This is a genomic window from Amycolatopsis sp. cg9, assembly GCF_041346945.1.
GTDB lineage: Bacteria > Actinomycetota > Actinomycetes > Mycobacteriales > Pseudonocardiaceae > Amycolatopsis.
In genome coordinates this window covers 7,418,995-7,444,126 of sequence record NZ_CP166850.1, presented here as the reverse complement: position 1 = coordinate 7,444,126, position 25,132 = coordinate 7,418,995, and the positions used below count along the sequence as shown (strand labels likewise).

21 protein-coding genes are annotated in these 25,132 nt (G+C 72.8%); 6 read left to right on the top strand and 15 right to left on the bottom strand.

What is annotated here, in order from left to right; all coding sequences use genetic code 11:
* Positions 1-77: 77 nt before the first annotated feature.
* The 9 genes from AB5J73_RS34620 to AB5J73_RS34580 form a co-directional block, all read right to left on the bottom strand.
* Positions 78-1,352: a polysaccharide lyase family 1 protein gene (locus AB5J73_RS34620; RefSeq protein ID WP_370963008.1), complete on the bottom strand. Its 1,275-nt coding sequence runs from the start codon at positions 1,350-1,352 to the stop codon at positions 78-80.
* Between the two features lie 10 nt (positions 1,353-1,362).
* Entirely contained in the window at positions 1,363-2,289 is a 927-nt protein-coding gene (locus AB5J73_RS34615) for a PmoA family protein (RefSeq protein ID WP_370963007.1), read from the bottom strand.
* Complete coding sequence (locus tag AB5J73_RS34610; protein ID WP_370963006.1) at positions 2,286-3,575, bottom strand: Gfo/Idh/MocA family protein; 1,290 nt, start codon at positions 3,573-3,575, stop codon at positions 2,286-2,288. The genes AB5J73_RS34615 and AB5J73_RS34610 overlap by 4 nt, the downstream gene beginning before the upstream one ends.
* A complete protein-coding gene (locus tag AB5J73_RS34605; protein WP_370963005.1) occupies positions 3,562-4,710 on the bottom strand; it encodes a Gfo/Idh/MocA family protein in 1,149 nt (382 codons plus the stop codon). Before AB5J73_RS34605 ends, AB5J73_RS34610 begins: the two co-directional genes overlap by 14 nt.
* Entirely contained in the window at positions 4,707-5,561 is an 855-nt protein-coding gene (locus tag AB5J73_RS34600; protein WP_370963004.1) for a DUF624 domain-containing protein, read from the bottom strand. The genes AB5J73_RS34605 and AB5J73_RS34600 overlap by 4 nt, the downstream gene beginning before the upstream one ends.
* A gap of 4 nt (positions 5,562-5,565) precedes the next feature.
* The gene (locus AB5J73_RS34595) at positions 5,566-6,411 is read right to left on the bottom strand and encodes a carbohydrate ABC transporter permease (protein WP_370963003.1); all 846 of its coding nucleotides are present in this window, start codon (positions 6,409-6,411) and stop codon (positions 5,566-5,568) included.
* Positions 6,408-7,382 carry a carbohydrate ABC transporter permease gene (locus AB5J73_RS34590; RefSeq protein ID WP_370963002.1) on the bottom strand — a complete coding sequence of 325 codons (975 nt, stop codon included), beginning with the start codon at positions 7,380-7,382 and terminating at the stop codon, positions 6,408-6,410. Before AB5J73_RS34590 ends, AB5J73_RS34595 begins: the two co-directional genes overlap by 4 nt.
* A gap of 3 nt (positions 7,383-7,385) precedes the next feature.
* Entirely contained in the window at positions 7,386-8,687 is a 1,302-nt protein-coding gene (locus tag AB5J73_RS34585) for an ABC transporter substrate-binding protein (protein ID WP_370963001.1), read from the bottom strand.
* A 210-nt stretch (positions 8,688-8,897) separates the two neighbouring features.
* Positions 8,898-10,085: a Gfo/Idh/MocA family protein gene (locus AB5J73_RS34580; protein WP_370963000.1), complete on the bottom strand. Its 1,188-nt coding sequence runs from the start codon at positions 10,083-10,085 to the stop codon at positions 8,898-8,900.
* Positions 10,086-10,346: 261 nt separating this feature from the next.
* On the opposite strand from AB5J73_RS34580, the gene AB5J73_RS34575 reads away from it, so the two are divergent.
* Complete coding sequence (locus AB5J73_RS34575) at positions 10,347-11,330, top strand: LacI family DNA-binding transcriptional regulator (protein ID WP_370962999.1); 984 nt, start codon at positions 10,347-10,349, stop codon at positions 11,328-11,330.
* On the opposite strand, the gene AB5J73_RS34570 is transcribed toward AB5J73_RS34575, so the two are convergent.
* The 5 genes from AB5J73_RS34570 to AB5J73_RS34550 form a co-directional block, all read right to left on the bottom strand.
* Positions 11,327-12,565, bottom strand: coding sequence for an FAD-binding protein (locus tag AB5J73_RS34570; RefSeq protein ID WP_370962998.1), 1,239 nt, complete (start codon positions 12,563-12,565; stop codon positions 11,327-11,329). The genes AB5J73_RS34575 and AB5J73_RS34570 overlap by 4 nt on opposite strands.
* A 46-nt stretch (positions 12,566-12,611) precedes the next feature.
* Positions 12,612-13,640: an Lrp/AsnC family transcriptional regulator gene (locus AB5J73_RS34565; protein ID WP_370962997.1), complete on the bottom strand. Its 1,029-nt coding sequence runs from the start codon at positions 13,638-13,640 to the stop codon at positions 12,612-12,614.
* A gap of 116 nt (positions 13,641-13,756) precedes the next feature.
* Positions 13,757-14,524, bottom strand: a complete 768-nt coding sequence (locus AB5J73_RS34560; RefSeq protein ID WP_370962996.1) for a hypothetical protein — start codon at positions 14,522-14,524, stop codon at positions 13,757-13,759.
* The gene (locus AB5J73_RS34555; RefSeq protein ID WP_370962995.1) at positions 14,521-15,108 is read right to left on the bottom strand and encodes a papain-like cysteine protease family protein; all 588 of its coding nucleotides are present in this window, start codon (positions 15,106-15,108) and stop codon (positions 14,521-14,523) included. The genes AB5J73_RS34560 and AB5J73_RS34555 overlap by 4 nt, the downstream gene beginning before the upstream one ends.
* Positions 15,109-15,306: 198 nt before the next feature.
* Positions 15,307-15,852, bottom strand: coding sequence for a DUF6801 domain-containing protein (locus tag AB5J73_RS34550; RefSeq protein WP_370962994.1), 546 nt, complete (start codon positions 15,850-15,852; stop codon positions 15,307-15,309).
* Between the two features lie 332 nt (positions 15,853-16,184).
* Between AB5J73_RS34550 and AB5J73_RS34545 the strand changes: the two genes are divergently transcribed.
* Positions 16,185-16,691, top strand: a complete 507-nt coding sequence (locus AB5J73_RS34545) for a hypothetical protein (RefSeq protein WP_370962993.1) — start codon at positions 16,185-16,187, stop codon at positions 16,689-16,691.
* A 518-nt stretch (positions 16,692-17,209) separates the two neighbouring features.
* On the opposite strand, the gene AB5J73_RS34540 is transcribed toward AB5J73_RS34545, so the two are convergent.
* A complete protein-coding gene (locus AB5J73_RS34540) occupies positions 17,210-19,960 on the bottom strand; it encodes a BTAD domain-containing putative transcriptional regulator (protein ID WP_370962992.1) in 2,751 nt (916 codons plus the stop codon).
* A gap of 246 nt (positions 19,961-20,206) precedes the next feature.
* Here AB5J73_RS34540 and AB5J73_RS34535 point away from each other — a divergent pair, with 246 nt between their 5' ends.
* The 4 genes from AB5J73_RS34535 (at position 20,207) to AB5J73_RS34520 (ending at position 25,107) form a co-directional block, all read left to right on the top strand.
* Positions 20,207-20,908 (top strand): trypsin-like serine protease, encoded by a 702-nt coding sequence (locus tag AB5J73_RS34535; RefSeq protein WP_370962991.1) that lies wholly within the window; start codon positions 20,207-20,209, stop codon positions 20,906-20,908.
* Between the two features lie 131 nt (positions 20,909-21,039).
* Positions 21,040-23,406 carry a P-loop NTPase fold protein gene (locus AB5J73_RS34530; protein WP_370962990.1) on the top strand — a complete coding sequence of 789 codons (2,367 nt, stop codon included), beginning with the start codon at positions 21,040-21,042 and terminating at the stop codon, positions 23,404-23,406.
* A 52-nt stretch (positions 23,407-23,458) separates the two neighbouring features.
* Positions 23,459-24,028: a TetR/AcrR family transcriptional regulator gene (locus AB5J73_RS34525; RefSeq protein WP_370962989.1), complete on the top strand. Its 570-nt coding sequence runs from the start codon at positions 23,459-23,461 to the stop codon at positions 24,026-24,028.
* 71 nt (positions 24,029-24,099) lie between these two features.
* Entirely contained in the window at positions 24,100-25,107 is a 1,008-nt protein-coding gene (locus tag AB5J73_RS34520) for a medium chain dehydrogenase/reductase family protein (protein WP_370962988.1), read from the top strand.
* Positions 25,108-25,132: the final 25 nt, after the last annotated feature.

Below are 25,132 nucleotides of genomic sequence, written 5' to 3'. Positions count from 1 at the left end.
GGCGCGGGTGGCGGCCAAGTCGCCCGGATGGTCGCCACCCGGGCCGCTTTTCTGAAAACGCCGAAAGTGTCGAACGCCTACCGCCCGGGCCCGGCACCGGCGAGCACGCGCGCCGGCACCTGCCACGCCGGGTCGAGGCGCTGCACCAGGGTGGGCGTCCACCCGACGTCGGGACCGAGGTCCGGGTCGTTGGCCGCGTTGTACTCGGCCAGCAGATCCACCGGCCTCGGCCACGCGGTGCCGGTCGCCACCAGCGTGCCGGTCGCGTGCAGCACCGTCCCCTTCCAGTACTCGACCAGCGCGCCCGGCGGCACCGCGGCGGGGATCCGGAAGAAGTTGTTCTCCGCGTAGATCCGGGACTCCACGCCGACACCCAGCGAATACGTGTACGCCGCCGCGTCCCGCACCGAGTACAGGTTGTCGTAGACGTGGACCTGCCCGTACCGGACCCGCGGCGCGCGCTGCCCGATCTCGGAAAAGAGGTTGTGGTGCACGGTGACCCGCAGCTTGCCGACGTCGTGGGTGGGCTTGTCGGTGTTGCCGATCAGCATCGTCTTGTCGTGGTCGTGCAGCCGGTTGTACGACACCGTCACCAGGTCCGAGCCGTTCACGATGTCCAGCAGGCCGTCGTGCACCTCGTACTTGCGCCCGAAGTACGTCGGCTGCCGGGAGTTCCCGCCGTCGCCGAAGTCGTTGTGGTCCACCCAGACGTGCGTGGCGCCGACCAGGTCGACGTTGTCGTACTCGGAGTTCCAGTTGCCGTCGGCGCCGTCCAGCGGGTCCCACTGCGGGAAGCAGTCGTGCGCGTCGGCGAAGCTCAGGTTCCGGAGGATCACGTTGTCCCCGGTCACCCGCAGGGTCAGCCCGTGCAGCGTGCCGTGGTCGCCGATGATCGTCGTGTTCGGCCCGACGTCGACCACCACCTGCGCCGCCTGGTTGGCCTGCGAACGGGCGCGCGCCTCCTCCAGCGGCCCCGACGGCTCGACCTTGCCCCAGGTGGCCGGGTCGTACGCCGCCAGGTAGGCGGGCAGGGTGTAGCCGGGGTCGGCGAAGTCGGTGCAGCTCATCGGCCGGTCCCGGTCGTCCGCGTTGCCCTCGATGGTGCCCCGGACGCGGATGATCTTCGGCGCGCCCGGGTCCGCCGCCAGCGCGGCGACGAGTTCGGAGCGCTTGGTCACCGTGCGGACGACAGCGGCGGCCGCTCCCCCGGTCGTTCCGGTGGTCGCCGCGGCCCAGCCGTCGCGCGCGCCGAGCACGACGCGGCCGGGGTCGTGCCCCCGCGCGGACGCGGGCGCCGCCGCGCAGGTGAGTCCGATCAGGGCGAGGCACCCCACGAGCGCCTTCCGGGACATGGCAGCTCCTTCACTCGGCCGCCCGGGCCGCGAGCTCGGCCAGCCGGGCGGGGTCGGGCTCGCCGTCGACGACGACGAGGTGGTGGGTCAGCGTCAGTTCGCCGCCCGGTTCGAGCAGCCACGGCCGGTGGTAGGTCGTCGCGAAGCTGACCACCGGGAACGGCTCGGCGCGCACGTACCAGGCCGTCGGGTACGCGGGGTTCACCGGGCTGTCGGCGAACAGCAGCGTCGAGGTCCGCAGGCTGACGTCGTGCCGCCCGGTGAAGGCGAGCCACGGTGCCCGGTGCCCCATCGCGCCGGCCGCGCTCCGGCCGTCCGGTGTCCGGACTTCGCCGCCGACGAACGACCGCGGGCCGCGCCAGAACAGCCCGCCGTAGCCGGCGGTGTCCCGTCCTTCGGTGACCGGGCTGCCCCAGCGCAGCTCGCGGCCGCTGGTGTTGCGCAGCCGGCTGGTCCAGGTGAGCGTCCAGTGCCCGCCGCCGACATCGACGTCGCCGAAGCGCAGCGTGCGGTGCTCGGTGAGCCAGCGCCGCCCGGCCGCGGTGCGCCAGGCCAGCTCGTGCCGGAGTTCGCAGTGCCCGGGCGCGGCCACGAGGCTTTCCCAGCGGACGTGACCGACGGTGCCGTTGTTGTCCAGCGGGGTGTACCCGCGGCCGCGGACGTAGGTGCGGCCGCCCCAGAAGTTCTCGCCCGACAGGTGGGCCATGGTGAACTGCAGGCCGTTGTGCCACGTGTGGTCGTGCGGCCGGACCGCGGTCACGACCTCGCCCGCGGTGGTGCGCAGGGGGTGCAGGTACGGCTTCGGCGAGTCCCCGGCCGGGGTCGGCGGCGCGACCACGTACTCGGCCAGCACGAGCTCGCCGAGGCGGACCCGCACCCGGCCGTCGTCGGCCTCGGCCAGCGCCAGCGTCCCGTCCCCGACCGCCGCGCGGCTCACGACGGCTCCCCGATCTCGGCGAGCAGCTCCGCGACGGCGACCGGCCGCCCGGTCGCCAGCGACCGGTTGGCGGCCAGCCCGGTGAGCAACGCCGCGAGCCCCGCGTCGTGGTCGGCCGCGCAGCCGAGCGCGTCCGGCCCGGCGTCCCCGAGCAGCTCGGCGAGCATCCGTTCGTCACCGCCGCCGTGCCCCTCGCCGAGGACCTGGTCGAGCACGACCTCGGGCGGCGCCCAGAGCCGTTGCAGCGTGAGCCGGGCCCGGCCGGGCTCGGGCACCACGCCCGGTGGCAGGTCCGCGACGGACTTGGCCGCGCCGGTGGCGTGCTCGTTTTCCCGGACGTCGAGCTCCAGCCGTCCCTCGCTGCCGGAAAAGGCGACGCGGTAGCCCTCGCGGGGCGAATACGCGTGCAAGTGGTAGTTCAGCACCGCCCCGCCGTGGTGGCGCACGAGGACCGACAGGTCGTCCTCGATCGTGATGCCGGGTGCGAAGACGGTGCGGTCGCGGAGGTAGCCGTCCTCGGCCTCGGCGTCCCGGTAGAGGGCGCGCAGCCGAGGCGAGCGGTCGAGGTCGAGCGCGAACGGGTCGCCGGTGGTGCCGGTGCCGCGCGCGTAGTCCGTCCGCCGGCCGTGCCGCCGCCCGTTCTCCTCGCCGTAGAAGAACAGCCGGCCCAGCGCGAACACCGTCTCGGGGCCGCGGCCGAGCCACCAGTTGACGAGGTCGAAGTGGTGCCCGGACTTGTGCACCAGCAGGCCGCCGGAGTTCGCCTTGTCGCGGTGCCAGCGGCGGAAGTAGTCGGCGCCGTGCGCGGTGTCGAGCAGCCAGCTGAACTCGACCGAGCCGACCTCCCCGATCGCGCCGGCGGCCAGGAGCTCCCGGACCCGGCGGTGCACCGGGTTGTAGCGGTAGTTGAAGGTGACGCGCACCGAGCGTCCCGTCTCGCGCCGGGCCTCGAGGATCCGGCGGGCGCCGTCGACGTCGGTGGTCATGGGCTTTTCGGTGACGACGTCGCAGCCTGCTTCGAGCGCCGCGACGACGTAGTCCGCGTGCGTGTGGTCCGGCGTGCACACGACGACGACGTCGATGCGCTCCTTCGCCAGCATGGCGGCGAAGTCGGCGGGCCGGTAGCCGGGCACCGCCGTGCCCAGCCAGCCGTTGTGGACGCGCATGCGGGTTTCGGTGGTGTCGCAGAAGGCGGCGAGCTCCGCCCGCGGCGACCCGGCCAGTGCCCGGGCGAACAGCCCGGCCCGCGAGCCCAGGCCGACGATCGCGTACTTACGCACCACCATCACCTCTCTCTCCGGCGCGAGCACCGGCGCCGGTCCAGGGCAGGGCGAGTTCGGAGAAGAGGGCGAGCCGCTCGGCGGCGGTGTCCACGGCGGCGTCGACACCCGGCACGACGTGGTGCCGGTCGGGGCCGGTGCCGACGGCCCGCACCCACTCGGCGGGCAGCGGCCGCGGCTCGGGCGCGTCGCGGACCGCCTCGACGAGCGCGGTGAACGCGCGGGTCGCGGACAGCGGCGCCCGCAGCGCGACGCCGCCGCGCAGGTGCTCGACGAGGTTGACCAGGAGGTCTTCGGGCGGGTCCACGGGGATCGGCGTGCCGCGGATCTCCAGCCGGTCGGTCTTGTACTCCCAGCGGATCCGGCCCTCGGTCCCGTGCACGAGGACGTAGGGCTGGTGATCGGCCGCGGCGGCGAGCGTGGCCGCGACGACGACGTCCGGCGCGCCGGCGAAGGCGAGCCGCGCGCACGCCGTGTCGTCGGACTCGATGTCGCGGGCGCGGTGGAGCTCCACGGCCAGCCGGTCCGGGAGGAGGTTCGCGGTCCCGTTGAGCAGCAGCGCGGTCGCGACGGCGTGCGCGAACGGGTTGGTCAGGGCGCCGTCCACGACGGGCTGCCCGCCGACGCGGCGCCGTCCCGCCCACGCGGTCCGCCCGAAGTACCGGTCCCGCCGGATCCAGGCCCCGGCGGCGGCGATCCCGGTGACCGTCCCGATCTCGCCCCGCCCGATCGCCGCCCGCACGAGCGGGACGGCGGCCGACCCGAAGCTCTGGAACCCGGTCTGGCAGGCGAGGCCGCGGTCACGGGCCCGCCGTTCGAGTTCGGCGAACCCGCCGAGGTCGAGCACCGGCGGCTTCTCGACCAGCAGGTGGCACCCGGCCTCGAGCGCGACGCGCGCGAGCGGCAGGTGGGTGTGCGGCGGCGTCGCGACGACGGCGATGTCCGCCCCGGCGGCGAGTTCGCCGGGATCGGTGGTGAGTTCGGCGTGGTCCGGCAGGAGCGCGCGGGCTTCTTCCGGCGGTTCGCGGACGTCACACGCTCCGGCGAGGACGATCTCGCCGCGATCGTGGAGCGCCCGCGCGCGGCGGAGGTGGGTGAGCGCGTGCCCGGCGGTCCCGAAGACGACGACGGCGGGAATCACGATCGCCCGCCGGTCGCGACGACGGCGAGGCAGAGCGGCCCGGCGACCACGAGGGCGAGGATGGGAAGCATCCAGACGAGAACGGCGGAGAGCAGGATCGCCCCGCCGAGAAGGGCGGCACTACCGGGCGCGGCGGCCGATTCTCGGGCGGCGGTGCGGATCGCCCGGCGCCAGGAAGGAGCGCCGGGGGCCATCCCGCCGCCCGGCGACACGACAGCTCGCCCCGCCGCATCGCCGGCTGCCACCTCACGGCCTGGCGACGCCAAAGCCCGCCGCTCGGCCGCAACGCCGGCCGACACCGCATCACCCGGCGCCAGTCCAGCTCGCCGCCCCGCCGCAACGCCCGCACTGCCCGGCGACACGACAGCTCGCCCCGCCGCATCGCCGGCCGACACCGCATCACCCGGCGGCACCACAGCTCGCCCCGCCGCAACGCCTGCACCCACCACTCCGCCCGGCGGCAGCACAGGCGAGCCGCGGGTTGCCGTCACCTCGCACGTCCGCACCGCGAGCACCGCCGCCGCTCCGGCCAGCACCCCCAGTACCGGCCGGAGCAGGGCCGCGCCCGGCAGCGATGCCGCCACCTCCAGGTCCACCGCGAACACCGCCACCGCCGCGAGGCACCCGAGCCCGAACAGCACCCCACCGCGGGCCGCCGAACGGAAGTCCGCCCAGAAAGTCGTCCACAGTGGACCACCGACGCCGCGCCGGGAGCGGTCGAGCGCGCGGCAGCCCGCCGCCAGCGCCGGGGCCGCCGTCACCACCGGGACGGACGCCAAGGCGACCAGCAATCCCGCCAGGAGGCAGTCCGAGAACTCCCCCAAGCCCGCCCGCCACGTCGCTTCGCGCATCCCCTCACCCCTTCAGGCCGCTGGTGCTCACGCCCTCCACCAGCAGGCGCTGGAAGGCGAGGAAGAACAGCACGATCGGGACCAGCGCGAGCGCGGACATCGCGAACATCGCGCCGAAGTTGGACTGGCTGCTGGTGTCCACGAACAGCCGCAGCCCCAGCGGGACCGTGAACTTCTCCGTGTCGTTCAGGTACACCATCTGCGTGAAGAAGTCGTTCCACGTCCAGATGAACGTGAAGATCGACGTCGTGACGAGCGCCGGTTTCGACAGCGGCAGCACCACGTGCCAGAACGTCCGGTACACCGAACAGCCGTCGATGGTCGCGGCTTCGTCGAGCTCCCGCGGGATGCCGCGCATGAACTGCACGATCAGGAACACGAAGAACGCCTCGGTCGCCAGGAGCTTCGGCAGGATCAGCGGGACGAACGTGTTGACCAGCCCGGCCTGCTGGAAGATCACGTACTGCGGGATCAGCGTCACGTGGTAGGGCAGCATCAACGTCGTGATCATGAACGCGAACAGCGCACCGCGGAACCGGAAGTTCAGCCGGGCGAAGGCGTACGCGGCCAGCGAGCACGACAGCACGTTCGCCACCACCGACAGCCCGGCCACCAGGAAGGAGTTCAAGAAGAAGCGGCCGAACCCGACGTCCGCCGCGCCTTCCCAGCCCTTCGTGTAGCCGTCGAAGACGAACCTCGTCGGCAGCAGCGCCAGCCTCGACAGGATCTCGTCCGGCGGCTTGACCGACGCGAACGCCAGCCACACCAGCGGGTACAGCACCACGGCCACGATCACCAGGCACAGCACGTGCCAGCCGAACGACCGGGCCGAACGCGGGAGCACCGTCATGTGCGCTCCTCTGCGTCGTCGTAGAACACCCACAGCTTCGCCGTGCGGAACACGATCGCCGTGACGATCGCGATCACCGCCAGCAGCACCCACGCCATCGCCGACGCGTAGCCCATCCGGAAGTCCTGGAAGCCGACCTCGAACAGGTAGAGGGTGTAGAACAGGTCCGCGTCGGCCGGGCCGCCGCGGCCGCCGCCGATGACGAACGCCGGGGTGAACGCCTGGAACGCGTGGATGGCCTCCATCACCAGGTTGAAGAAGATCACCGGCGACAGCATCGGCAGCGTGATGTGCCGGAAGCGGCGGAACGCGCCCGCGCCGTCGATCGCCGCGGCCTCGTGCAGCTCCGCCGGGATCTGCTTGAGCCCGGCCAGGAAGATCACCATCGGCGCGCCGAACTGCCACACCCCGAGCAGCACGATCGACGCCAGGCTGAACTGCGGGTCGTCGACCCAGCTCGGCGTGTGCCAGCCGAAGAACGCCAGCACCTCGTTCACCGGGCCGCCGCCCATGAACAGCGCCCGCCACACCAGCGCCGCCGCGACGCTGGCGCCGAGCAGCGAGGGCGCGTAGAACGCCGCCCGGTAGAAGCCGTTCGCCCCGCGGCGGGTGTTGAGCAGCATCGCCACCAGCAGCGACACCGTCAGCTTCAGCGGCACCGAGACCAGGACGTAGATCAGCGTGACCTTCACCGACTGCAGGTAGCGGTCGTCGTCGGTGAACATGTGCGTGAAGTTGCCGAAGCCGACCCAGTCCGGCGCGGTGAACATGTCGTAGTCGGTGAACGACAGGTACAGCGAGACGACCATCGGGCCGACGGTCAGCGCCACCGCGCCGAGCAGCCACGGCGTCAGGAACGCGAAGGCCTGCGGCTGGCTCTTGCGGCGGCGCCGGTCCGGCCGGTCCCGCCGCCGGGGGCCCGCAGGAGTGTCCCGGGCGAGCGGCGGGTCCGGGGTGCGCACGGTCGTCATCGGCTAGGACAGCCCCTTCTCGGCTTCGGTCATGAACCGGCTCACGGCGTCGTCGATGCTCATCCGCCCGAACGCGACCTCTTCGTACGTGCGCTGGAGGAGCTTCTGGATCGCGCCGGCGCCCTTCGGCGGCACCGGCGGCGCGGCCCCGAGCTTCGGTTCCAGCGCGGCTTCGTAGTCGTAGAGGGTCTTGTCGTTGCCGGTCGCCGACCCCGCCAGCTGCGCGCGGACCTTGAGGTTCGGCGCCAGCCCGCGGTCGGTGCCGACGATCTTGCCGACCTCGGCGTCGTTCACCAGGAAGTCGACGAGCTTGGCGGCCGCCTCCTGCTGCGCGCTGCGGGCCGAGACGGCCAGGAACATCGAGGGCCGCCGGTACTGCCCGGTTTCGCCGGCCTTGTCGCTCGGGTACGGCGCCACGTTCAGCGGCTTGCCGTTCGCCTTCTGGTACGCGGGCAGCAGGTTGTCGTAGGCGAACTCCGAGCTGGTCAGCTTCTTGCCCAGCGGCGCCTGCTCGGGCGAGGTGTTGTAGGACGCCGTGACGTCCGCGGGCGAGGCGCCCTTGGCGTCGCGGAAGCCGCTCGCGAGCTGCCAGTAGCGGCGCAGGTCGTCGGCGGTGAAGCCGAGCTTGCCTTCGGGGGTGTAGAACTGCTTGCCCTGCTGGCGCAGCCAGATCTCCAGTGTCGTGTCGAGGATGCCGAAGTCGGTCGCACCGCGCGCGGCGAACCCGCTGGCGGCGCTGACCTTCTGCGTCGCGTCGGCGTACTGCTGCCAGGTCAGGCCCTTGGCCGGGTCCGCGCCGGCCGCGGTGAAGGCCGCCGGGTCGTAGATCATCGCCGGGGTGTTCTGCGCCCACGGCACGGCGTACCGCTTGCCCTGGTACACCCCGGTGGCGGCCAGCTCGGGGTTGACGTCGGCGAGCGAGATCGCCTTGCCCGCGCCCTGGTTCAGGTCGGCCAGCACGCCCCGGCCGCCGTACTCGGCCAGGTAGCGCGTGTCGACGTTGAGCACGTCCGGCGGCTTGCCACCGGCCGTCTGCGTCGCCAGCTTCTCCCAGTAGGCCGCGTACGCCGAGAACGACGTCTGCACCTTGATCTTCGGGTTCTTCTGCTGGAACAGTTCGACGGCCTTCTTCGTCAGGTTCGCGCGGCCGTCGCTGCCCCACCAGACGAAGGTGATGGTCACGTCCCCGTCGCCGGACCCGGAGCCCGAGCCGCACGCGGCCACCCCGGTCAGCAGCAGGGGAACCACCACGGCCAGCGCGGCGACGCCGCGCCCCTTGGTCCCACGCACAGTTGTCCGCCCCATCGAACTCTCCGTCCTCAGCCGGTCAGCACTTTTCTGAAAACGCTGTCAGCGCGCTCACGGTAGGCAGTACGCCACACCGGTGTCAACGGCCTCTTCGGCAGTGCAACCCTTGTGCAGCAACGGTTTCGACGAATTGCGGGCGCGCTGGGAAAGCGCTTACAGCAACCGGGTGGAAAGCCGGGCCGCCAGCGCGATGGGCACCGGAACGCGCTATCCGGTGCGGTGGGCGGCCTCCGCCGCCCGCGCGGCGCTCGCCCACGGGACGCCGATTTCGGAGAACAGCGCCAGCCGGTCCGCGGCGACGGCGACCTCTTCGCCGATCCCCCGCACCACCGGGTGCCGGCCGGCCCCCTCGCCGACCGAGCGGATCCAGCCCGCCGGGATCCGCGACGGCGACGGCGCGTCCCGGACCGCCCCGACCACCGAGGCGAACGCCCGGGTCCGCGCCAGCGGCGCGAGCAGCGGCACCCCGGCCGGGTCCCGGTGGTGGGCCACCAGGTTGCGCAGCAGGTCGGCCGGCGCCCCGAGGTGGACGCGCTCGTCGTCGATCTCCAGGCGGTGGCTCTTGTACCAGAACTTCGCGCGCCCCTTCGTGCCGTGCACGACGACGTAGGGCTCGTGGTCCTGCTCCGCGCACAACGACGCGGCGACGACGATCTCGGGACCGGCGGCGAACCGGATGCGCAGGCACGCCGTGTCGTCGGCCTCGATGTCGCGCGTGCCGTAGAGCTCGAGCGCGATCTCCGCCGGGTCGGCGCCGCCGACCCCGCCGACGAGCAGCGCGGTGGCCACCGCGTGGGAGAAGGGGTTGGTCAGCGCGCCGTCGACGACGGCCTCGCCGTCGAGCCACCGGCGGCCCGCCCACGGATTGCGGCGGTAGTAGGCGTCGGTGCGGATCCACGCCCCGGCCGCACCGACGCCCGCCACCTCCCCGAGCCGTCCGGCGGCGATCGCCGCGCGGAGGACGGGCAGAGCCGGGGACCCGAAGCTCTGGAACCCGGTCTGGCAGGCCGCGCCCGACTCCGCGGCCAGCCGCGTCAGCGTGGTGAACCCGCCGAGGTCGAGCACCGGCGGCGTTTCCAGGAGCAGGTCGCCGCCCGCCCGCAGCACGGCGCCGCCGACCTCGACGTGCGCGTGCGGCGGGGTCGCGACGACGGTGATGTCGGGGCGGCACCGGCGGAGCAGGTCGTCGACGCCGAGGTGCGCGGTGGCCCCCTCGGGCAGCAGCGCGACCGCGGCGGCCGAGGGCACCCGGATGTCGGCCATGCCCGCGAACCGCACCAGGCCCTCGTCGTGCAGGATGCGCGCGCGGTGCAGGTAGCTGAACGCGTAGCCGGACGTGCCGACGACGGCCAGCCTCGGCGGGTCCGCGGCGGTGCGGCTCCGGCTCCCCGACATGGGTCTCCGATCGGCGGGGCCCGCCCGGGCCGCGCGGAAGGTGACGAATGGGTCAGGCGTTCGGGAGAAACTTCCGATCGTCACGGTAAGGCGTTCCCGACAGGGGTGTCAATGTTCGTCGAATTCATCGAAACAAAGGTACTCCGAACGGCGGCGAGTGATTCGAGATAGCGCTTACTGGAATCAAGTCATGGGTTTGCAGCATTTGTTGACAACACTGCCGGGCGTTTCCATCATGGTGCAGGAGCATGAGGAGTTGCCGTGACCGTGACGATTCACGACGTCGCCCGCCTCGCGAACGTGTCGATCTCGACGGTGTCCCGGGCGTTCACGTCGCCGGATCTGGTCCGCCGGCAGACCCGGACGCGGGTGCTGGCCGCGGCGACCGAACTGGGCTACCACGCCGCGGGCGCGCCCCAGCCGGTGCCCGCCGCGCGCACCGGGCACATCGGCATCGTGGTTTCGGACCTGGGCAACCCGTTCTTCACCGGCGTGCTCAACGGCGTCCAGGCCCGCGCACGCCAGGACGACATCGCCGTGCTGTTCGCCAACAGCGACGAGGACCCGGCGACCGAGCAGAACCTGGTCCGCCGGATGGCGAAGCAGGTCGACGGCGTCGTGCTGTGCAGCCCGAGCATGACCGACGACCAGCTGCGCGCACTCGCCGGGCAGACCACCCTGGTGCTGCTCAACCGGGAGGTCACCGGGATCCCGTCGATCGTGATGGACGCCGCGGACGGGATGCGGCAGGCGATCCAGCACCTGGCCGCGCTGGGCCACCGCCGCTGCGCCTACCTGGGCGGCCCGCGGACGTCGTGGGCGAACCGGGCCCGGCGCCACGGCCTGGCGGAGGCGGCCGAGCGGCACGGCACGGACGTCGTCGAGTTCGGCCCGTTCCCGCCGGTGTTCGAAGGCGGCCTGCAGGGCGCGGACCTCGCGCTGGCCGCGGACGTGACGGCGATCGTCGCCTACAACGACCTCGTCGCCTTCGGCGCGCTCGCGCGGCTCAACGCCCGCGGCGTGCCGGTGCCGGACGAGATCAGCCTGGTCGGCTTCGACGACCTGGTCTTCGCGGCCATCTCCGCGCCGCCGCTGACGACGATCGCGATGCCGACGGAGGCGGCGGGCCGCGCGGCGGTGACGATCCTGCTGGGCCTGCTCGAGGGCGAAGCCGACGAACGCACGGCCCAGGTGCTCGACACCTACCTCATCGTGCGCGCGACGACGGCTCCCCCGGCGGGTTAGCCGCCGAAGACGTGCCGGTCGAGGAACGGGTTCCGGAACTTGCCGCCGGGGTCGAGACTCGCCGCCAGCTCCCGGAAATCCGGCAGCCGCGGGTACTCGCCGCGGACGTCGTGGAAGAGCTTGCCCCAGTGCGGCCGCGCGCCGAACGGGGCCAGGCGCTCCTCGAGGACCGGCAGGACCGCTTCGACCTCGGGCTGGCGCGGCTGCCAGGTGAAGTGCAGCCCGACCCGGTCACCGCCGTGGGACGGGCTCAGCCACAGCTCGTCGCCCGCGATCGCGCGGATCTCCGACACCAGCAGGACCGGCGCGACGAGGCCGGCGAGTTCGCGGACCGCCGCGATCGCCGCCGTCGCGTGCTCGTACGGGACGAAGTACTCCGACTGCAGCTCGTCCCCGACGCTCGGGGTGAACGCGAGCGCGAAGTGCGGCAGCCGCTCGTGCCACGGGCCGGGAACCCCTTGCTGCGGCGTGCAGTTGCCCGCCGCGACCCCCGCGGCGTGCGCCGGGTGCCGCGGGCCGTCGGCGGGGACCGCGCCGAAGAGCTCGCGCCGCTCGGTGAAGGCGTCGGTACGGCTCTTGACCCAGACCTGGTCGATCGCGTCGTTCACCCAGTTCGTGAAGAGGCTGACGCTGTAGCCGGCGTCCTCGATCTCGTCGAAGTGCCGGTACGCGGCTTCCCACGGCAGGCCGTCGAAGACGTCCTGCCGGACGTCGAACGCGGGCACCACGTCGAGCGTCAGCCGGGTGACGACCCCGAGCGCGCCGAGCCCGACGGCCAGGCCGGGGAATTCGGGGTCGGCGCGCGTGAAGGTCCGCAGCCCGCCGTCCGCGGTCACCAGCTCCACCGCCGAGACCACCGATGCGAGCCCCGGCTGCCGCCGCCCGGAACCGTGGGTGCCGGTCGCGACGCTGCCGACCACCGTGATGTGCGGCAGGGACGCGAGGTTGGGCAGGGCGAAGCCGGCGGCGTGCAGCTGCTCGGCGAAGTCGCCGTAGCGCGCGGACCCGCCGACGGTCACCGTGCCGTCGCCGATCGCCACCGGGACGTCGAGCGCGCGGAGGTCCAGCAGCGTCCCGCCCGGGGCGTCCGCGATGGCGTTGAAGCAGTGCCGGCTGCCGAGGGCCTTGACGCGGCTCGCGCCGGCCACCGCCTCCCGTACTTCGTCGACCGTTCGCGGAGCCAGGACGGCGTCCGCGGCGTACGCGTGGTTCCCGGCCCAGTTCGACTCCTGCACGCGCTGCGTCCTTCCACCGTCCGGAGATCCGCTTCCGACCCTACGCTCAGCGCGCCGGGATGATGGCCTGGTGGGTGCCGCCGAGACCGTGCGGGCTGAGCAGCCGGCCCATCCGCTTCGGCATCCGCAGCGTGATCGCGCGGTCGACCACGCGCGAGCCGGGAGACGCGGTGGCGAGCGCCGACTCGTAGGCCGTGCAGCCCGCCGGTTCGCGCAGCCAGGCCGACACGACCAGGTTGCCCTCCCCCACGACCGCCGCCGAGAGGCGGGTTTCCGGCAGCTGCGCGATCGCCGTGCCGGCCCGGTCGAGGTCCGCCGCGGGGATGTCGAGGCGGTAGCCCGCGATCACCGGCCAGCCCGCCGGCACGTGCGCGAGGTCGCAGCGGAAGTCGAGTTCGTGGTTGCGCACCATCCGCGCCAGCGCGCGCCGGACCGCCGACTCGCTCATCCGGCAGTCGCGGGCCAGCTCGGCGTAGCTGCGCCGCCCGTCCTCGCCGAGGGACTCCACCAGCGCGCGCAGGTCCCGGTCGTTCCACTGCTGCGGGACGACCAGCCGGGCCTGCTCCGCGGTGTCGTCCAGCACCGCCCGCTGCTCCGGCGCCAGCGCGTTCACCAGCCACCCGCTGCCCTCGCGGTAGACGCGGGTGGCGACGGCGAACCGCACCTCGAGCACCCCGGGCAGCGCGCCGATCCGGCCGGTGACCAAGGCGTCGAGCGCGTCGAGGTCGCGCGCGGCCAAGGACAGGAACAGCCCGAAGCGGCTGGTCGTGCGCTCGACGCTGAACACCGGCGGCCAGCCGCAGAGCTCCTGGGTGAGGGCGGCGAGCGCGTCCGGGCGGCAGGCCACGTCGACGTAGCCGACCGTCGTGGTCGGGGCGGTGACGTACGCGGTCAGCCAGGCCAGCCCGGCCGCCTGCAGCCGGTCCCAGCGGCGGGCCGCCGTCGTGGCGTCGGTGCCCACGGCGGCGGCGATCCGGGTCCAGGGCGCCCGCGGGTCGCGCTGCAGCGCCTCCACCAGCGCGAGGTCCGAAGCGCTCGGACGCGCCGGTTCCGGCGGGGCCGAAGGAACGGGCATGGCGCATTGTGCCCCGATCATGATCACCTGCCAAGGACCGCCGATCCGGACGTCATGAACGAGTCGTTCACCTCGCCGGACGCGGTGAACGACTCGTTCATGACGTTGCGGGCCCGCTACTGGCGCCGCAGCCGCGGCACCACGACCGCGCCGGCCGCCAGCAGCAGGACACCGCCGAGCGCGAACGGCAGCACCGGGACCTCGCCCGGGTCCGCGGCCGGGACCGCGCGCTCGCGGCCGCCGTACCCGCCGCCCGCGCCGTCGTGGTCGTAGGCCGAACCCGGCAGCTTGTCGGCGTACCGCCGGTGCAGCGCCGCCCGGTAGTCCGCCAGCGCGAGCTTCGTGCCCGCCGCCAGGCCCGTGACCGAGCCGTCGAGGACCGTCACGGCGTCGCCGTGGACCGCGTACCAGGCGTTGACCTGCGGCTCGTGCAGGAGGTAGCCCCCGGCGGCGGCCTGGGCGTAGCGCTGCTCGTAGTCGCCGGACGCGACGTTCACGACGGTCCAGGCCGGGCCCTGCCGCTCGGCCCAGACCGTCGCTTCCGCGCCGTCGCCGGTCCGCGCCGGCACGGCGACGTAGGCGAGCTCGGCGGGGACGTCCGACTTGCCCGCGACGAACGCCGCCGTCGGCTCGTACACCGCGACCTGGGTGCGCGGGTCGGCCTTCGCGGTGTTCGCCGCGGCCGCCGCGCGGGCGCCGGGGAACTTCGTCGAGGCCAGCCGGTCCGCCGTGGCCGGGCTCCCGGTCAGCTGCCCGATCGCGGCGGTGTCCGCGGCGGTCGGGGTGCCGGCGGGCCCGGTCGCCGCGCTCGCGGCCCCGGTCGTGGCGAGCATCGCGGCGCCGGCCAGCACGGCCGCGCCCATCGCGTTCCGCAGCACGCTCATCCCTCGATTCCGTACACGGTGTGGGTCCACTGGAACTGGGTGTTGGAACGGTAGGTGTCGTAGTTCATCGAGTTGTAGCGGCTGTTGTTCGGCCACGGGTCGCCGTATTCGACGCGGGTGGCACCGCCGGAATTGTCGTAGCCGTAGAGCACGTGCATGTGCCCGCCGCCGGAGCGCCAGCCGATCCGGGTGCCGATCGGCTGCCCGGCGTCGATCTGGTTCTTGATGCCGGTGAACGTCAGGACCTGGCCGTTGGAGTTGTACGTCCCGGCGCTCGCGAAACCGAGGTAGCGGAACACCCGCTGCTGATCGGACAGGTAGCCCTGGTTGTTGGCGCAGTCGCTGCCGGACTCGTTGTGCGCGATCTGGCAGAACCGGGTCTGGGTCAGGGAATGGCCCCAGTAGTCGGCGATGGTGTTGCCGCTGGCGTCCCAGCACCACTGGTCCTTCTGCTGGGCCTGCATGGTGATGCCGAGGTCGGTGCGCGCGGCGGCCGCGGTGGCCGGCGCCTGCAGCACGGCGGCCGCGGCCGTGGCGGCCGAAAGGACCGCGAGTCCACGAAGGACTCCTGGAATGGTTTTCACGAAGGTGAACCTCCAGCCGGTGACGAGGCGATGTGGTGGCACGGAATACTCCGCGCCCGGCCCGTGCATCCGGTACCTACTAAGGGAGGAACACGTTGGGGAGGAACGGTTTCCGGTGGATACCGGCATTTCCCCAGCTGCCGGATTCCGGCAGCGGCTCACCCCCGCCGGACGGATTCCGGCGGGGGCTCGCGCGCGTCAGCCGACCGTCGTCGTGCCCAGGGTGGCGTCCTGGTCCGGCGGGTCGAGCGTCAGGTCGACGTCGAACTCGCCGAGGCTGCTGTCGGTGACGACGTGGGTGGTCGCCGCCGCGTCGACGCTGCTCGTGGCTTCCCCGGCCGGGGTGCCGGCCGGCACGGTGAAGTCGACCTGGCCCTGCGCGGTGAACTTCAGCGAGCCTTCGGCGGGCACGGGCGTCTCGGGGATGGGCAGCTCGATCGGGATCGCCACCGACTGGCCGGCGATGGCGACGTTCACCTTGGACTTGATCGCGCCGGAGACCTTGGTGGCGCCGACCAGCCGCAGGCCGTCACCGGCGGCCTGCCCGGCGTCGACGTCGAGGCTGAACGGCACCGAAACCGGCGTGCCCGCGGTGGCGGTGGCCGGGATGTCGGCCTTGACCACGACCGAGACCCGCTGGTCCCCGATCAGCGGGAACCCGCCCTTGTAGGTGAGCGTTTTCTCGGCCGCGGCGGCCGGCCCGGCGCCCGCCACGGCGACCGCGCCCGCCAGCAACGCGGCCATTCCCATTCCGAGGAATCGGCGGCCGGTTTTCCGAACGGGGGTTTCCGTCATGTCGGATCCTTTCATCGTCGAACGGACTTTCGGATCGTAGGTGGAAACTACCCAACCGGCCATTCTCCTTTTCCGTTGCCGATGAATTTGTCACGCCGGTTTGCGTGCGTCCGTGCGGTTTTTGTCACCGCCCCGGTCGCGGGTGACAATTCCGTTCTCGCGGGCACTCATTAGCGTCAGCACCTTCGAGAGCGGCGGTGTAGTGGCGGTGTAGCGGCCGCACGCAGGGTTCTCCCCAACGCCGGGGCACGCCGTCCCGGCCCACTGAGGGAGACACACCCATGCGAACCATCTGCCAGGCGGCCGCGCTGTCGGCCGCCCTGCTGTTCGGCGGCGCCACCGTCGCTTCGGCCGCCACCGCGCCGTCGGAGGTGTACTCGGAGGTCACCGCGGCCGACATCGCCGACCCGGGCGCCGTCCTCACCGACTCGGCCGCCGACCTCGCCGCGGCGCGGACGGCCAACCAGGCGATCTCCTGGTTCTCCAGCCGCAACGGCAGCACCGCCTACCAGGGCTACTGCGAGAAGGCGGTGCGCCTGGCCTGGGACCGCACGACCCACCACGCGAGCGCGATCGAGCACTGGCGCTCCTCGGACGGCGCCCGCCACACGACGGGCACCCCGCCCCGCGGCGCGTTCGTGTTCTGGAACATCTCGGCCTACGGCCACGTGGGCATCGCGGACGGCAGCGGCGGCGTCTGGGCGACGAGCGTCAACGGCGCGATCGGCCACGCCCGCCAGGGGTACTTCGCGAACTACCTGGGCTGGAAGCCGGGCAACAGCAACTGATCCCGGGCACGCCGGGCGCGGGTGGGCCGCGCCCGGCACCGGGGGCGTGCGGCAGGCCGCCTGACCTGCCGCACGACGCTTGCGGAGCCCGCCCAGCACCGCCACGGCACACGACCGGGATGCTGGGCCCCGCCGATCACGCCGGCCGGCTCGCGAGCGACCCCGGCTCCCGGCTCCCGCCAGCCGCCAGCCGCCAGCCGCCAGCCGCCAGCCGCCAGCCGCCAGCCGCCAGCCGCCAGCCGCCAGCCGCCAGCCGCCAGCGAGCGCAGCACTGGCGCCCACCCCGCGCAACTCCCGCGGCCGACACGCGAACGACTCCGGCACCCGCCGCCGCACGCAACTCCCACCGGCCGCCACGCGAACGACCGCAGCGCCCGCCGCATCTGGCCTTACCGCGCAAGTTCCGCTGGCCACCACGACAACGGCCCCGGCACCCGCCCGCGTACTTCCCGCCAGCCCCCGCGCAAGCGACCGCGGCCGGCCCGCCACCGCCGGCCTCGCCCCGCGCGACTCCCGCCTCAGGCGCGCGTCGCGGCCGAGGGGCTGCGTCGGCGCTGGGCCTGCTCCAGCAGCTCCAACCCCGTCGTTTCCCCTTGCCGGTTCCCGGTTTCCCGGAAGACGCGCAGCGCCCGGTCGCACACCCCGCGGGCCTGCACCGGTTCCCCCGCCGCCAGCAGGGTCTGCCCGATGCCCAGCAACGCGTACGCGCTGCACCGCTCGTCGTCGAGTTCCTCCAGGATGCTCTGCGCCAACCTCAAGCACGCCAGCGAATCCGGCAGGCGGCCGGCGTCGCGGTGCAGGGTGCCCAGTTCCGTCAGGACCTTCGCCTCGCGGTGCGGGTCCTCGATCTCCCGCGCCAGGTCGCGGGCGCGCCGCAGCCACGAGTCCGCCTCGGTGAATTCGCCCAGCAGCGCGTACGTCGAGCCGATCGCGTTGCGCATCTGGGCGACGCCGGTGCGGTCGCCCGCGCGCTCCAGCCCGGACAGGGCCCGCCGGTACCAGCCGAGCGCCTCGCGCGGGTGGTCGCGGACCCGGGCGACCGTGCCGAGGCCCGCCACCGCCAGTGCTTCGCCGCGGACGTCGCCGAGTTCGCGAAACAGCGTCGCCGAGCGGTCCATGTCGGCCACCGCCGCCTCGTACTCGTCGTGGTAGAGCCGGACCTGGCCGAGGCCGCGGTGCAGCACCGCCGCGCCCGCCGGGTTGCCGGCCGCCTCGACGGCCGCCAGTGCGGTCAGGTGGCTGCGGCGCCACTCGTCGTACGCGCCGCGCAGGTCGTAGAACGGGACCGCCGCGGCCGTCAGCTGCCAGGCCAGTTCGTCGAGGCCCGCGTCCGCCGCGAGCTGGACCGCGCCGGCGAGGAGCTTGCGCTCGGCCGTGAACCACTCCAGCGGAGCGGCGGGCAGCTTCGGGCTCGCGGCGGGCACCGCGGGTCCCGTCATCGCGCCGAACGCCGGGGGCAGGCCCGCGGCGGCCGTTTTCGCCAGCGCCAGCAGCACCGACAGCACGCGCGCCAGCGTTTCCCGCCGCGTCGCGGCCGGTTCCTCCGCCAGCAGTTCCGCCGCGTAGCACCGCAGCAGGTCGTGCAGCCGGTAGCGCGGCTGCCCGCCGGCGTCCCGGCCCGCGAGCGAAACCAGGTTGGCGTCGACGAGCACGTCGAGCACCTCGTGCGTGTCCTCGCGCCCGAGCACCGCGTCGACGACCCAGCTCGGGAAGTCCTGCGCGCCCAGCACCGCCGAGCGGCAGAACGCGGTCCGCGCCCGGGCGGGCAGCTGCCGCAGGCTCAGCTCGAAGCTCGGCCGGACGCCGAGGTCGCCGACGCGTAGCTCGCTCAGCCGGCTCGACTCGTCGGCGAGCCGGTCGTGCAGCGTCCGCAGGCTCCACGCCTGCCGCCCGGCCAGCCGCGCCCCGGCGATCCGGATCGCCAGCGGCAGGTACCCGCAGCAGCGCACGATCGCCGCCGCTTCGGCCGGTTCGCCGACGACCCGGTCCGCGCCCGCGACCCCGGCCAGCAGCGCCGAGGCCTCGCGCTCGCCGAACACGCCGAGCTCGACGTGCTTCGCGCCGGCCAGCTCCGGCAGCCGCCCGCGCGTCGTCGCCAGCACGGCGCACCCGGCGTCGGCGGGCAGCAGCGGCCGGACCTGCGCGGCCGTGGCGGCGTCGTCGAGCACGAGCAGCATCCGCCGGCCCGCCAGCCGCGAGCGGAACACCGCCGCCCGCTGGCCGAGCCCGGCCGGCACGGCGTTCCCGGTGACGCCCAGCGCGTGCAGGAAGTCGGCGAGCACTTCGGCCGGGTCGCGCGGTGTGCCCGTGCCGGCCAGGTCGACGTACAGCTGGCCGTCCGGGTACCGCTCGGCGAGGCGGTGGGCGACGTGCATGGCCAGCGCCGTCTTGCCGGTGCCCGGCGCGCCGGTCAGCACCACCGGCGCCGGGCCCACGGCGGCCTCCAGGTCCCGGACGTAGGTTTCGCGGCCGGTGAAGTCCGGCAGGTCCGCCGGGAGCTGTCGCACCGGCGGCGGATCCGCCGGAGGCGCCTGAAGCGGTTCCCCGGAAAGGATCGCGGCCTGCAGCGTCCGCAGTTCCGGTCCCGGTTCGACGCCGAGTTCGGTGACCAGGCGCTCCCGCGCCGTCGCGTACGCCTGCAGGGCTTCGGCCCGCCGGCCCGCGCCGGTGAGCGCCAGCAGGTACTGCTGCCACAGGCGTTCCCGGTAGGGGTGCTCGGCCAGCAGCACGGTGAGCTCGGCGATCGCCGGGTCGTGCCGGCCGAGCGACACCTGCAACGCCAGCCGTTCCTCGACCGCGGCCAGCCGGTTCTCGACGAGCCGGCCGAGTTCGGCGTCCCACGCCGGCGCGGTGGGCAGGTCCTCGAGGGGATCGCCGCGCCAGAGCGTTTCGGCTTCGGCCAGCAGCGCCAGCGCGGCCTCGGGGCAGTCCGCCCGCTTGGCGTCGGCGACGAGCCGGGCGAACCGGTGCGCGTCCACGGCGTCGGGGCCGACGGCGAGCGAGTACCCCGGGCCGTGGGTGCGCAGGAGCGTGTCCGGCAGCAGGCGGCGCAGGCGCCAGACGTAGGTCTGCAGGTTGGCGGTGGCCGAGGTGGGTGGTTCCCGCGGCCAGATGGTCTCGACGAGCTGGCCGGGCGTGACGGTCCGGTTCGCGTTGAGCAGCAGGTGCGCCAGCAGCACCCGCTGCTTCGCCCCGCCGAGCGGCACCGACCGCCCGCCGACCGTCACGGTCAGCGGTCCGAGCAGGTGAAACCGCACTTCTGGCCCCATCGTGGCGGACTCTAACGAGGGGGTGGGGCGCCCGTGGGCGAATCGCTGACATCCGGGACACCGCGATCGGTTCTGTCACTCGGTTGGCGAGCCCGCTGGGCCGGACGGCGCACGACGAAAGTCGCGTCCTTGATCAACCGACTATCGGCGGGTTTCGGAGATTCACCCACAGCGGTGACGGTAGGTGTGTCCTTGACCACCCCGTCACCGCGAGGCCCCGGTCCGCGGATGGAGGTTGATCCTAAAGTGCGTATCGCGCGAACCGGCGTAGTCGTCTCCGGTGTTTTCCTGTCGGCGTTCGTGGCCGCGGCGCCCGCCCTGGCCGCCCAGCCGGCCATCATCGACGGCAGCAACGCCGACTCGCTCCACTCCGCGGCCCGGATGTTCGCCGGCGGCCAGGAGATCTGCTCGGCGACGATCATCGCGCCGGACTGGATCCTCACCGCCCGCCACTGCACGCAGGGCGCCGACGGTCAGCCGATCAGCTTCCACGTCGGCGACCTGGACCAGACGAAGGGCACCACGGTCAACGCGACCTCGGTGCACGAGGCACCGGACGCGGACATCGCGCTGGTGCAGATCGACCAGCAGGTGCAGACGGACTACGCGCCGCTGGGCAGCGAGGGCGACGTCAAGGTGGGCGACCAGGCCGAGGTCTACGGCTGGGGCGCGACCTGCACCGACAAGCCGGAGATCGAGTGCCAGTCCCAGCTGCTGAAGGTGGCGAAGGTCAGCGTGACGTCGATCGACTGCCCGGACGGCGCGGCGGGCGTCTCGGTCTGCGCGAACCGCGGCGACGGCATCACGGCCGGCGGCGACTCCGGCGGCCCGATGTACGCGAACGGCAAGCAGGTCGGCGTGGCCTCGACCAGTGACCGCCAGTCGTACACGGCGTACATCAACATCACGAAGTACCGCGACTGGATCTCCTCCACCGCGGGCGTCTGAGCCCACTTCACCGAGACGCCCGCCGGCCATTTCGTGGCCACGGCGGGCGTTTCGCGTCACGAGCCGTTACGTCGACGGAGCGTCCGGCGACTCACGTCGCGACACGGCGAGTTCGTGACGGAAGGTGGACGATGGCGAAACGGGAAGCCATGGTGATTTCGGTCGGCCGGTTCGACGACCGGGATCTGGCTCGGCTCCCGGCCGCCCCCGCCCTGGCCGACCTGCTTGCCGACCCGGAGGTCGGCGGCTACGAGGTCGAGACCGTGACGAACCCGGCCAGCCACGAGATGCGGATCGCGATCGAGCGGTTCTTCGCCTCGGCGCAGCAGGACGAGCTCAGAACGCTCTACCTCAGCAGCCACGGGATCAAAGATGTCGAGGGCAGGCTCTACTTCGCGGCGACGGACACCCGCAGCGACCTCTTGGCCGCAACCGGCGTCTCCGCCACCTTCCTCGGCGAAGCCGTGCGAACCAGTCGTTGCCTCGCGATCGTGATCATCCTGGATTGCACGTTCGCCGGAGCTTTCCAACACGATTTCGGCACCCTGCGAGCGCATCCGGCCGCGATCGACCCGGACATCGGTGGCACGGGCTGGATCGTCATCTGCTCGTCGGGTGCCTACCAGCACGCCTTCGCACCCGCCGAATCCCAGGCCTCGGCCTCCGGTTCCGTCTTCACCGACGCGCTGATCGAAGGGTTGCGCACCGGCGCCGCCGACCTCAACGGCGACGGAACCGTCGATGTGGACGAGCTGTTCGACTTCCTGCACGCCAGCGTCGTCGAGGCGAGCCAGGGCGACGGCTTCCTCCAGACACCCAGCCGGCTCGCCGGACTCACCGGGAAGCTCGCCTTCGCCCGCGTACCCGAAATCCCGCGTGCACGCCGACAGCTCACCCACCGCGCCGCGGCCGAACTCCCTGGTGCCGCCGACATCGAAGACGACGCCGTGATCGAGTCAGCGAGAAGGGAACCGGAGACCAAGGTCGATTGGGCGACGGACGCACCCGCGCGCGAAGACCACCTCAACCGTGCACCACTCGCCGAGGTATTGGCCGGCCAGCTGCGCGAAGTGCGCAAGAGGGAGCCGTCGACGTCCTTTCTCGTCCACCTCGACGGACCATGGGGGGTCGGGAAGAGCTCCCTGCTCAACTTCCTCGAAGAACGCCTGGAACACGAATACACGATCGTCCACTTCGATGCCTGGCGGCAGTCCAGGCTGGGGCCTCCGTGGTGGGCGCTCCTCAGCGCGACACGCAAAGCGGTCGCCCGCGACCGTAGCCGCCTCTCCGCCACCTGGCTCCGCACGGCGGAAACCGCGGCTCGCGCCCGGCGCTCCGGCGCCGCCTTCGTCCTCGCCGTACTCCTCCTGATCATGTCGATCGGCGTGCTCACGGCGTTCGTGCTCCCCCGCGTGCCTGGCACCGAGGCCATGGCCACATTGGCGAAGGCGGTGACTACCGTGCTCGGCGCAGCGGCATTGCTATGGGCCGGTGCGCAGGTGTCGGCCAAACTGCTCCTCTGGGATTCCGCGCGCGGCGCTCGGCTTTTCGAGCAGTCGAACCCCAACCCGATGGACCAGGTCGCAGCTCACTTCCACTGGTTGTTGCACCGTTCGCGCAAGCCCGTGCTCGTCTTCATCGACGACCTCGACCGGTGCCCGGGCACCTACGTGGTCGATCTGCTCGACGCGATGCAGACTCTCGTCCGCGACCATCCGCAGCGGGCAACCGCGGCTCGGGAGCGCTCGGCGTCCTACTTCGTCGTGGCCGCGGACGGTGCTTGGCTGCGCCAGAGCTACGAAGACGCGTTCCCCTCGTTCCACGCCTGCGTCCCGGCGCCCGGTTCTTCGCTTGGCCACCTTTTCCTGGACAAGATCTTCCAGCTCACCGTGCCCGTGCCGGCACCGAGCGCCCGCGCTCGCGCCGGCTACCTCGACCAGCTGCTGCACCTGGCCGACCCGATATCCGCCGAGCGCATCAGACGCGAGGTCGAAGCAGGCAAGGCGGAGCTTGACCGGGTCGACGACGAGGCCGCCATCCTGCGAGTGGTCAGCACGGCCAGTCCGCAGGCCAAGGAAGAGCTCGCCGGCCCAGCCGCGCTCGCTCTCGTGGCACCGCAGACCCGCGCCCGTACCGACCACGCCCTGAGCAAGTTCCTGCCACTTCTCGAAGCCAATCCCCGGACGATCAAGAAGTTCCTCAACACCTACAACGTATTGCGGTCCGTCCGGACTCTCGAGCAGAACACCGTACCGTCCGACGTGCTGGCGCTTTGGACGATCCTCCGGGTTCGCTGGCCGTCCGTCGCGGACCTCCTCGAAGCCTCGCCAGAGGCGATCCGCGGCATCGTCGAACCGCTGTGGGCCTCCGAATGCCTGCCACCGGGAATGCGCCAACTCGCCGTCGACCCGAGCCTGCGCGCGGTCGTTCTGTGCCCCGAAGGCGGACCGCTGACCGCGAGCACCGTCCGCCAGTGCAGCGGCTCCGGTTCCGCGTGAGGATCGAGTCCGGGCTTGTTCCACTGCCAAGAGTGAGTGTACAGTCACTCACATGACGAAGCGCGGTGCCACCCTCTCCACCTCCGACGCCCGGCGGGACGTCGTCGTCGACGCCGCCATCGCCGAGTTCGCGCGGGGCGGGTTCCACGGGACGCCGATCAGCGCCGTGGCGGAACGAGCTGACATCTCCCCCGCCTACGTCTTCAAGTTGTTCCCCGGCAAGGTTTCCCTCTTCGTCGCCGCACTCGACCGGTGCTACGAACTCGTCACGCACGCGCTGTCGAACGGGGCCGCGCGGGCCGGGGACGCCGATCCCGACAAGCTCCTGTACGAAATGGGCGGCGCCTACGCCGAACTGATCGCCGACCGGAACCTGCTGATGCTGCAGGTGCACGCCCAGTCGGCCGCCGACACCCCGGAGATCGCCGACGCCGTGCGGCGCGGGCTGGCGAAGGTGACCGAGTTCGCCCGCTCGCGCTCCGGCGCCGGGGACGAGCAGGTGCAGCGGTTCGTCGCCTACGGCCAGCTCTGCCACCTGATCGCCACCCTCGACCTGGACGAGCACGCCGGCGAGTGGGCCGCGGTCCTGTCCGCCGGCATCCGCCACCCCGGCAAGAACTGACCCCTGACCAGCTCGTCCATTTTCACGCCCATCAAGTGATTGACCAGTCACTCACACCGGAAGGAACCACCATGACCGTCACCGAAATCGTCCTCCCCGGCCTCGTCGAGCCGGACGGCCTCCGCGTCGAGCACCGTGCGTTGCCGACGGTCGCCGCCGGCGAAGCGCTGATCCGCGTCGAGGCGAGCGGGATCTCCTTCGCCGAACAGCAGATGCGGCGCGGCAAGTACTACGACCAGCCGCCGTTCCCGTTCGTGCCCGGCTACGACGTCGTCGGCACGGTGCTCGACGCCGAGGACCCGGCGCTCGTCGGGCGCCGGGTGGCCGCGATGACCAAGATCGGCGGGTGGCGCAGTCACCTCACCGTCCCCGCCGCCGACCTGGTGCCGGTGCCCGACGGGCTCGACGCGGCCGAAGCGGAGACGTTCGTGGTCAACGGCATCACGGCGTACCAGATGCTGCACCGGTGGGCGAAGGTGAAGACCGGCGGCACGATCCTGGTCCACGGGGCGAGCGGCGGCGTCGGCACCACGCTCGTGCAGCTCGCCCGCGCGGCCGGGCTCACGGTGCTCGGCACCGCCTCGGCCCGCAACCTCGACGTCGTGACCGCGCTCGGCGCCACCGCCATCGACTACCGCGGCGACGTCCCGGCCCGGGTGCGCGAACTGGCGCCCGGCGGGGTCGACGCCGTCTTCGACCACGTCGGCGGCCCGGGCATCGTCGATTCGTTCCGCCTGCTCGCCCCCGGTGGCGCCCTGCTCGCCTACGGCAGCGCGTCCACCAAGGACACCGGCGGCAACCCGAAGCCCGCGGTGCTGAAGCTGGTCGCCCGGCTGTTGTGGTGGAACGTCGCCCCGAACCGGCGCCGCGCGCACTTCTACAACGTCTGGGGCGGCAAGCGGAACCTCGCCCGCTTCCGCGCGCGGCTCGCCGAAGACCTAACCGCCGTCTTCGCCCTGGCGGCGAAGGGACAGCTCAAAGCGCAGGTGGCCGCGCGCATCCCCCTGACCGAAGCCGGGAAGGCCTTGGCACTGGCCGAATCGGGCACGGTCACCGGCAAGGTCGTGCTCGTCCCGTGAACGCACCGAAGGCCACCACGGCGAG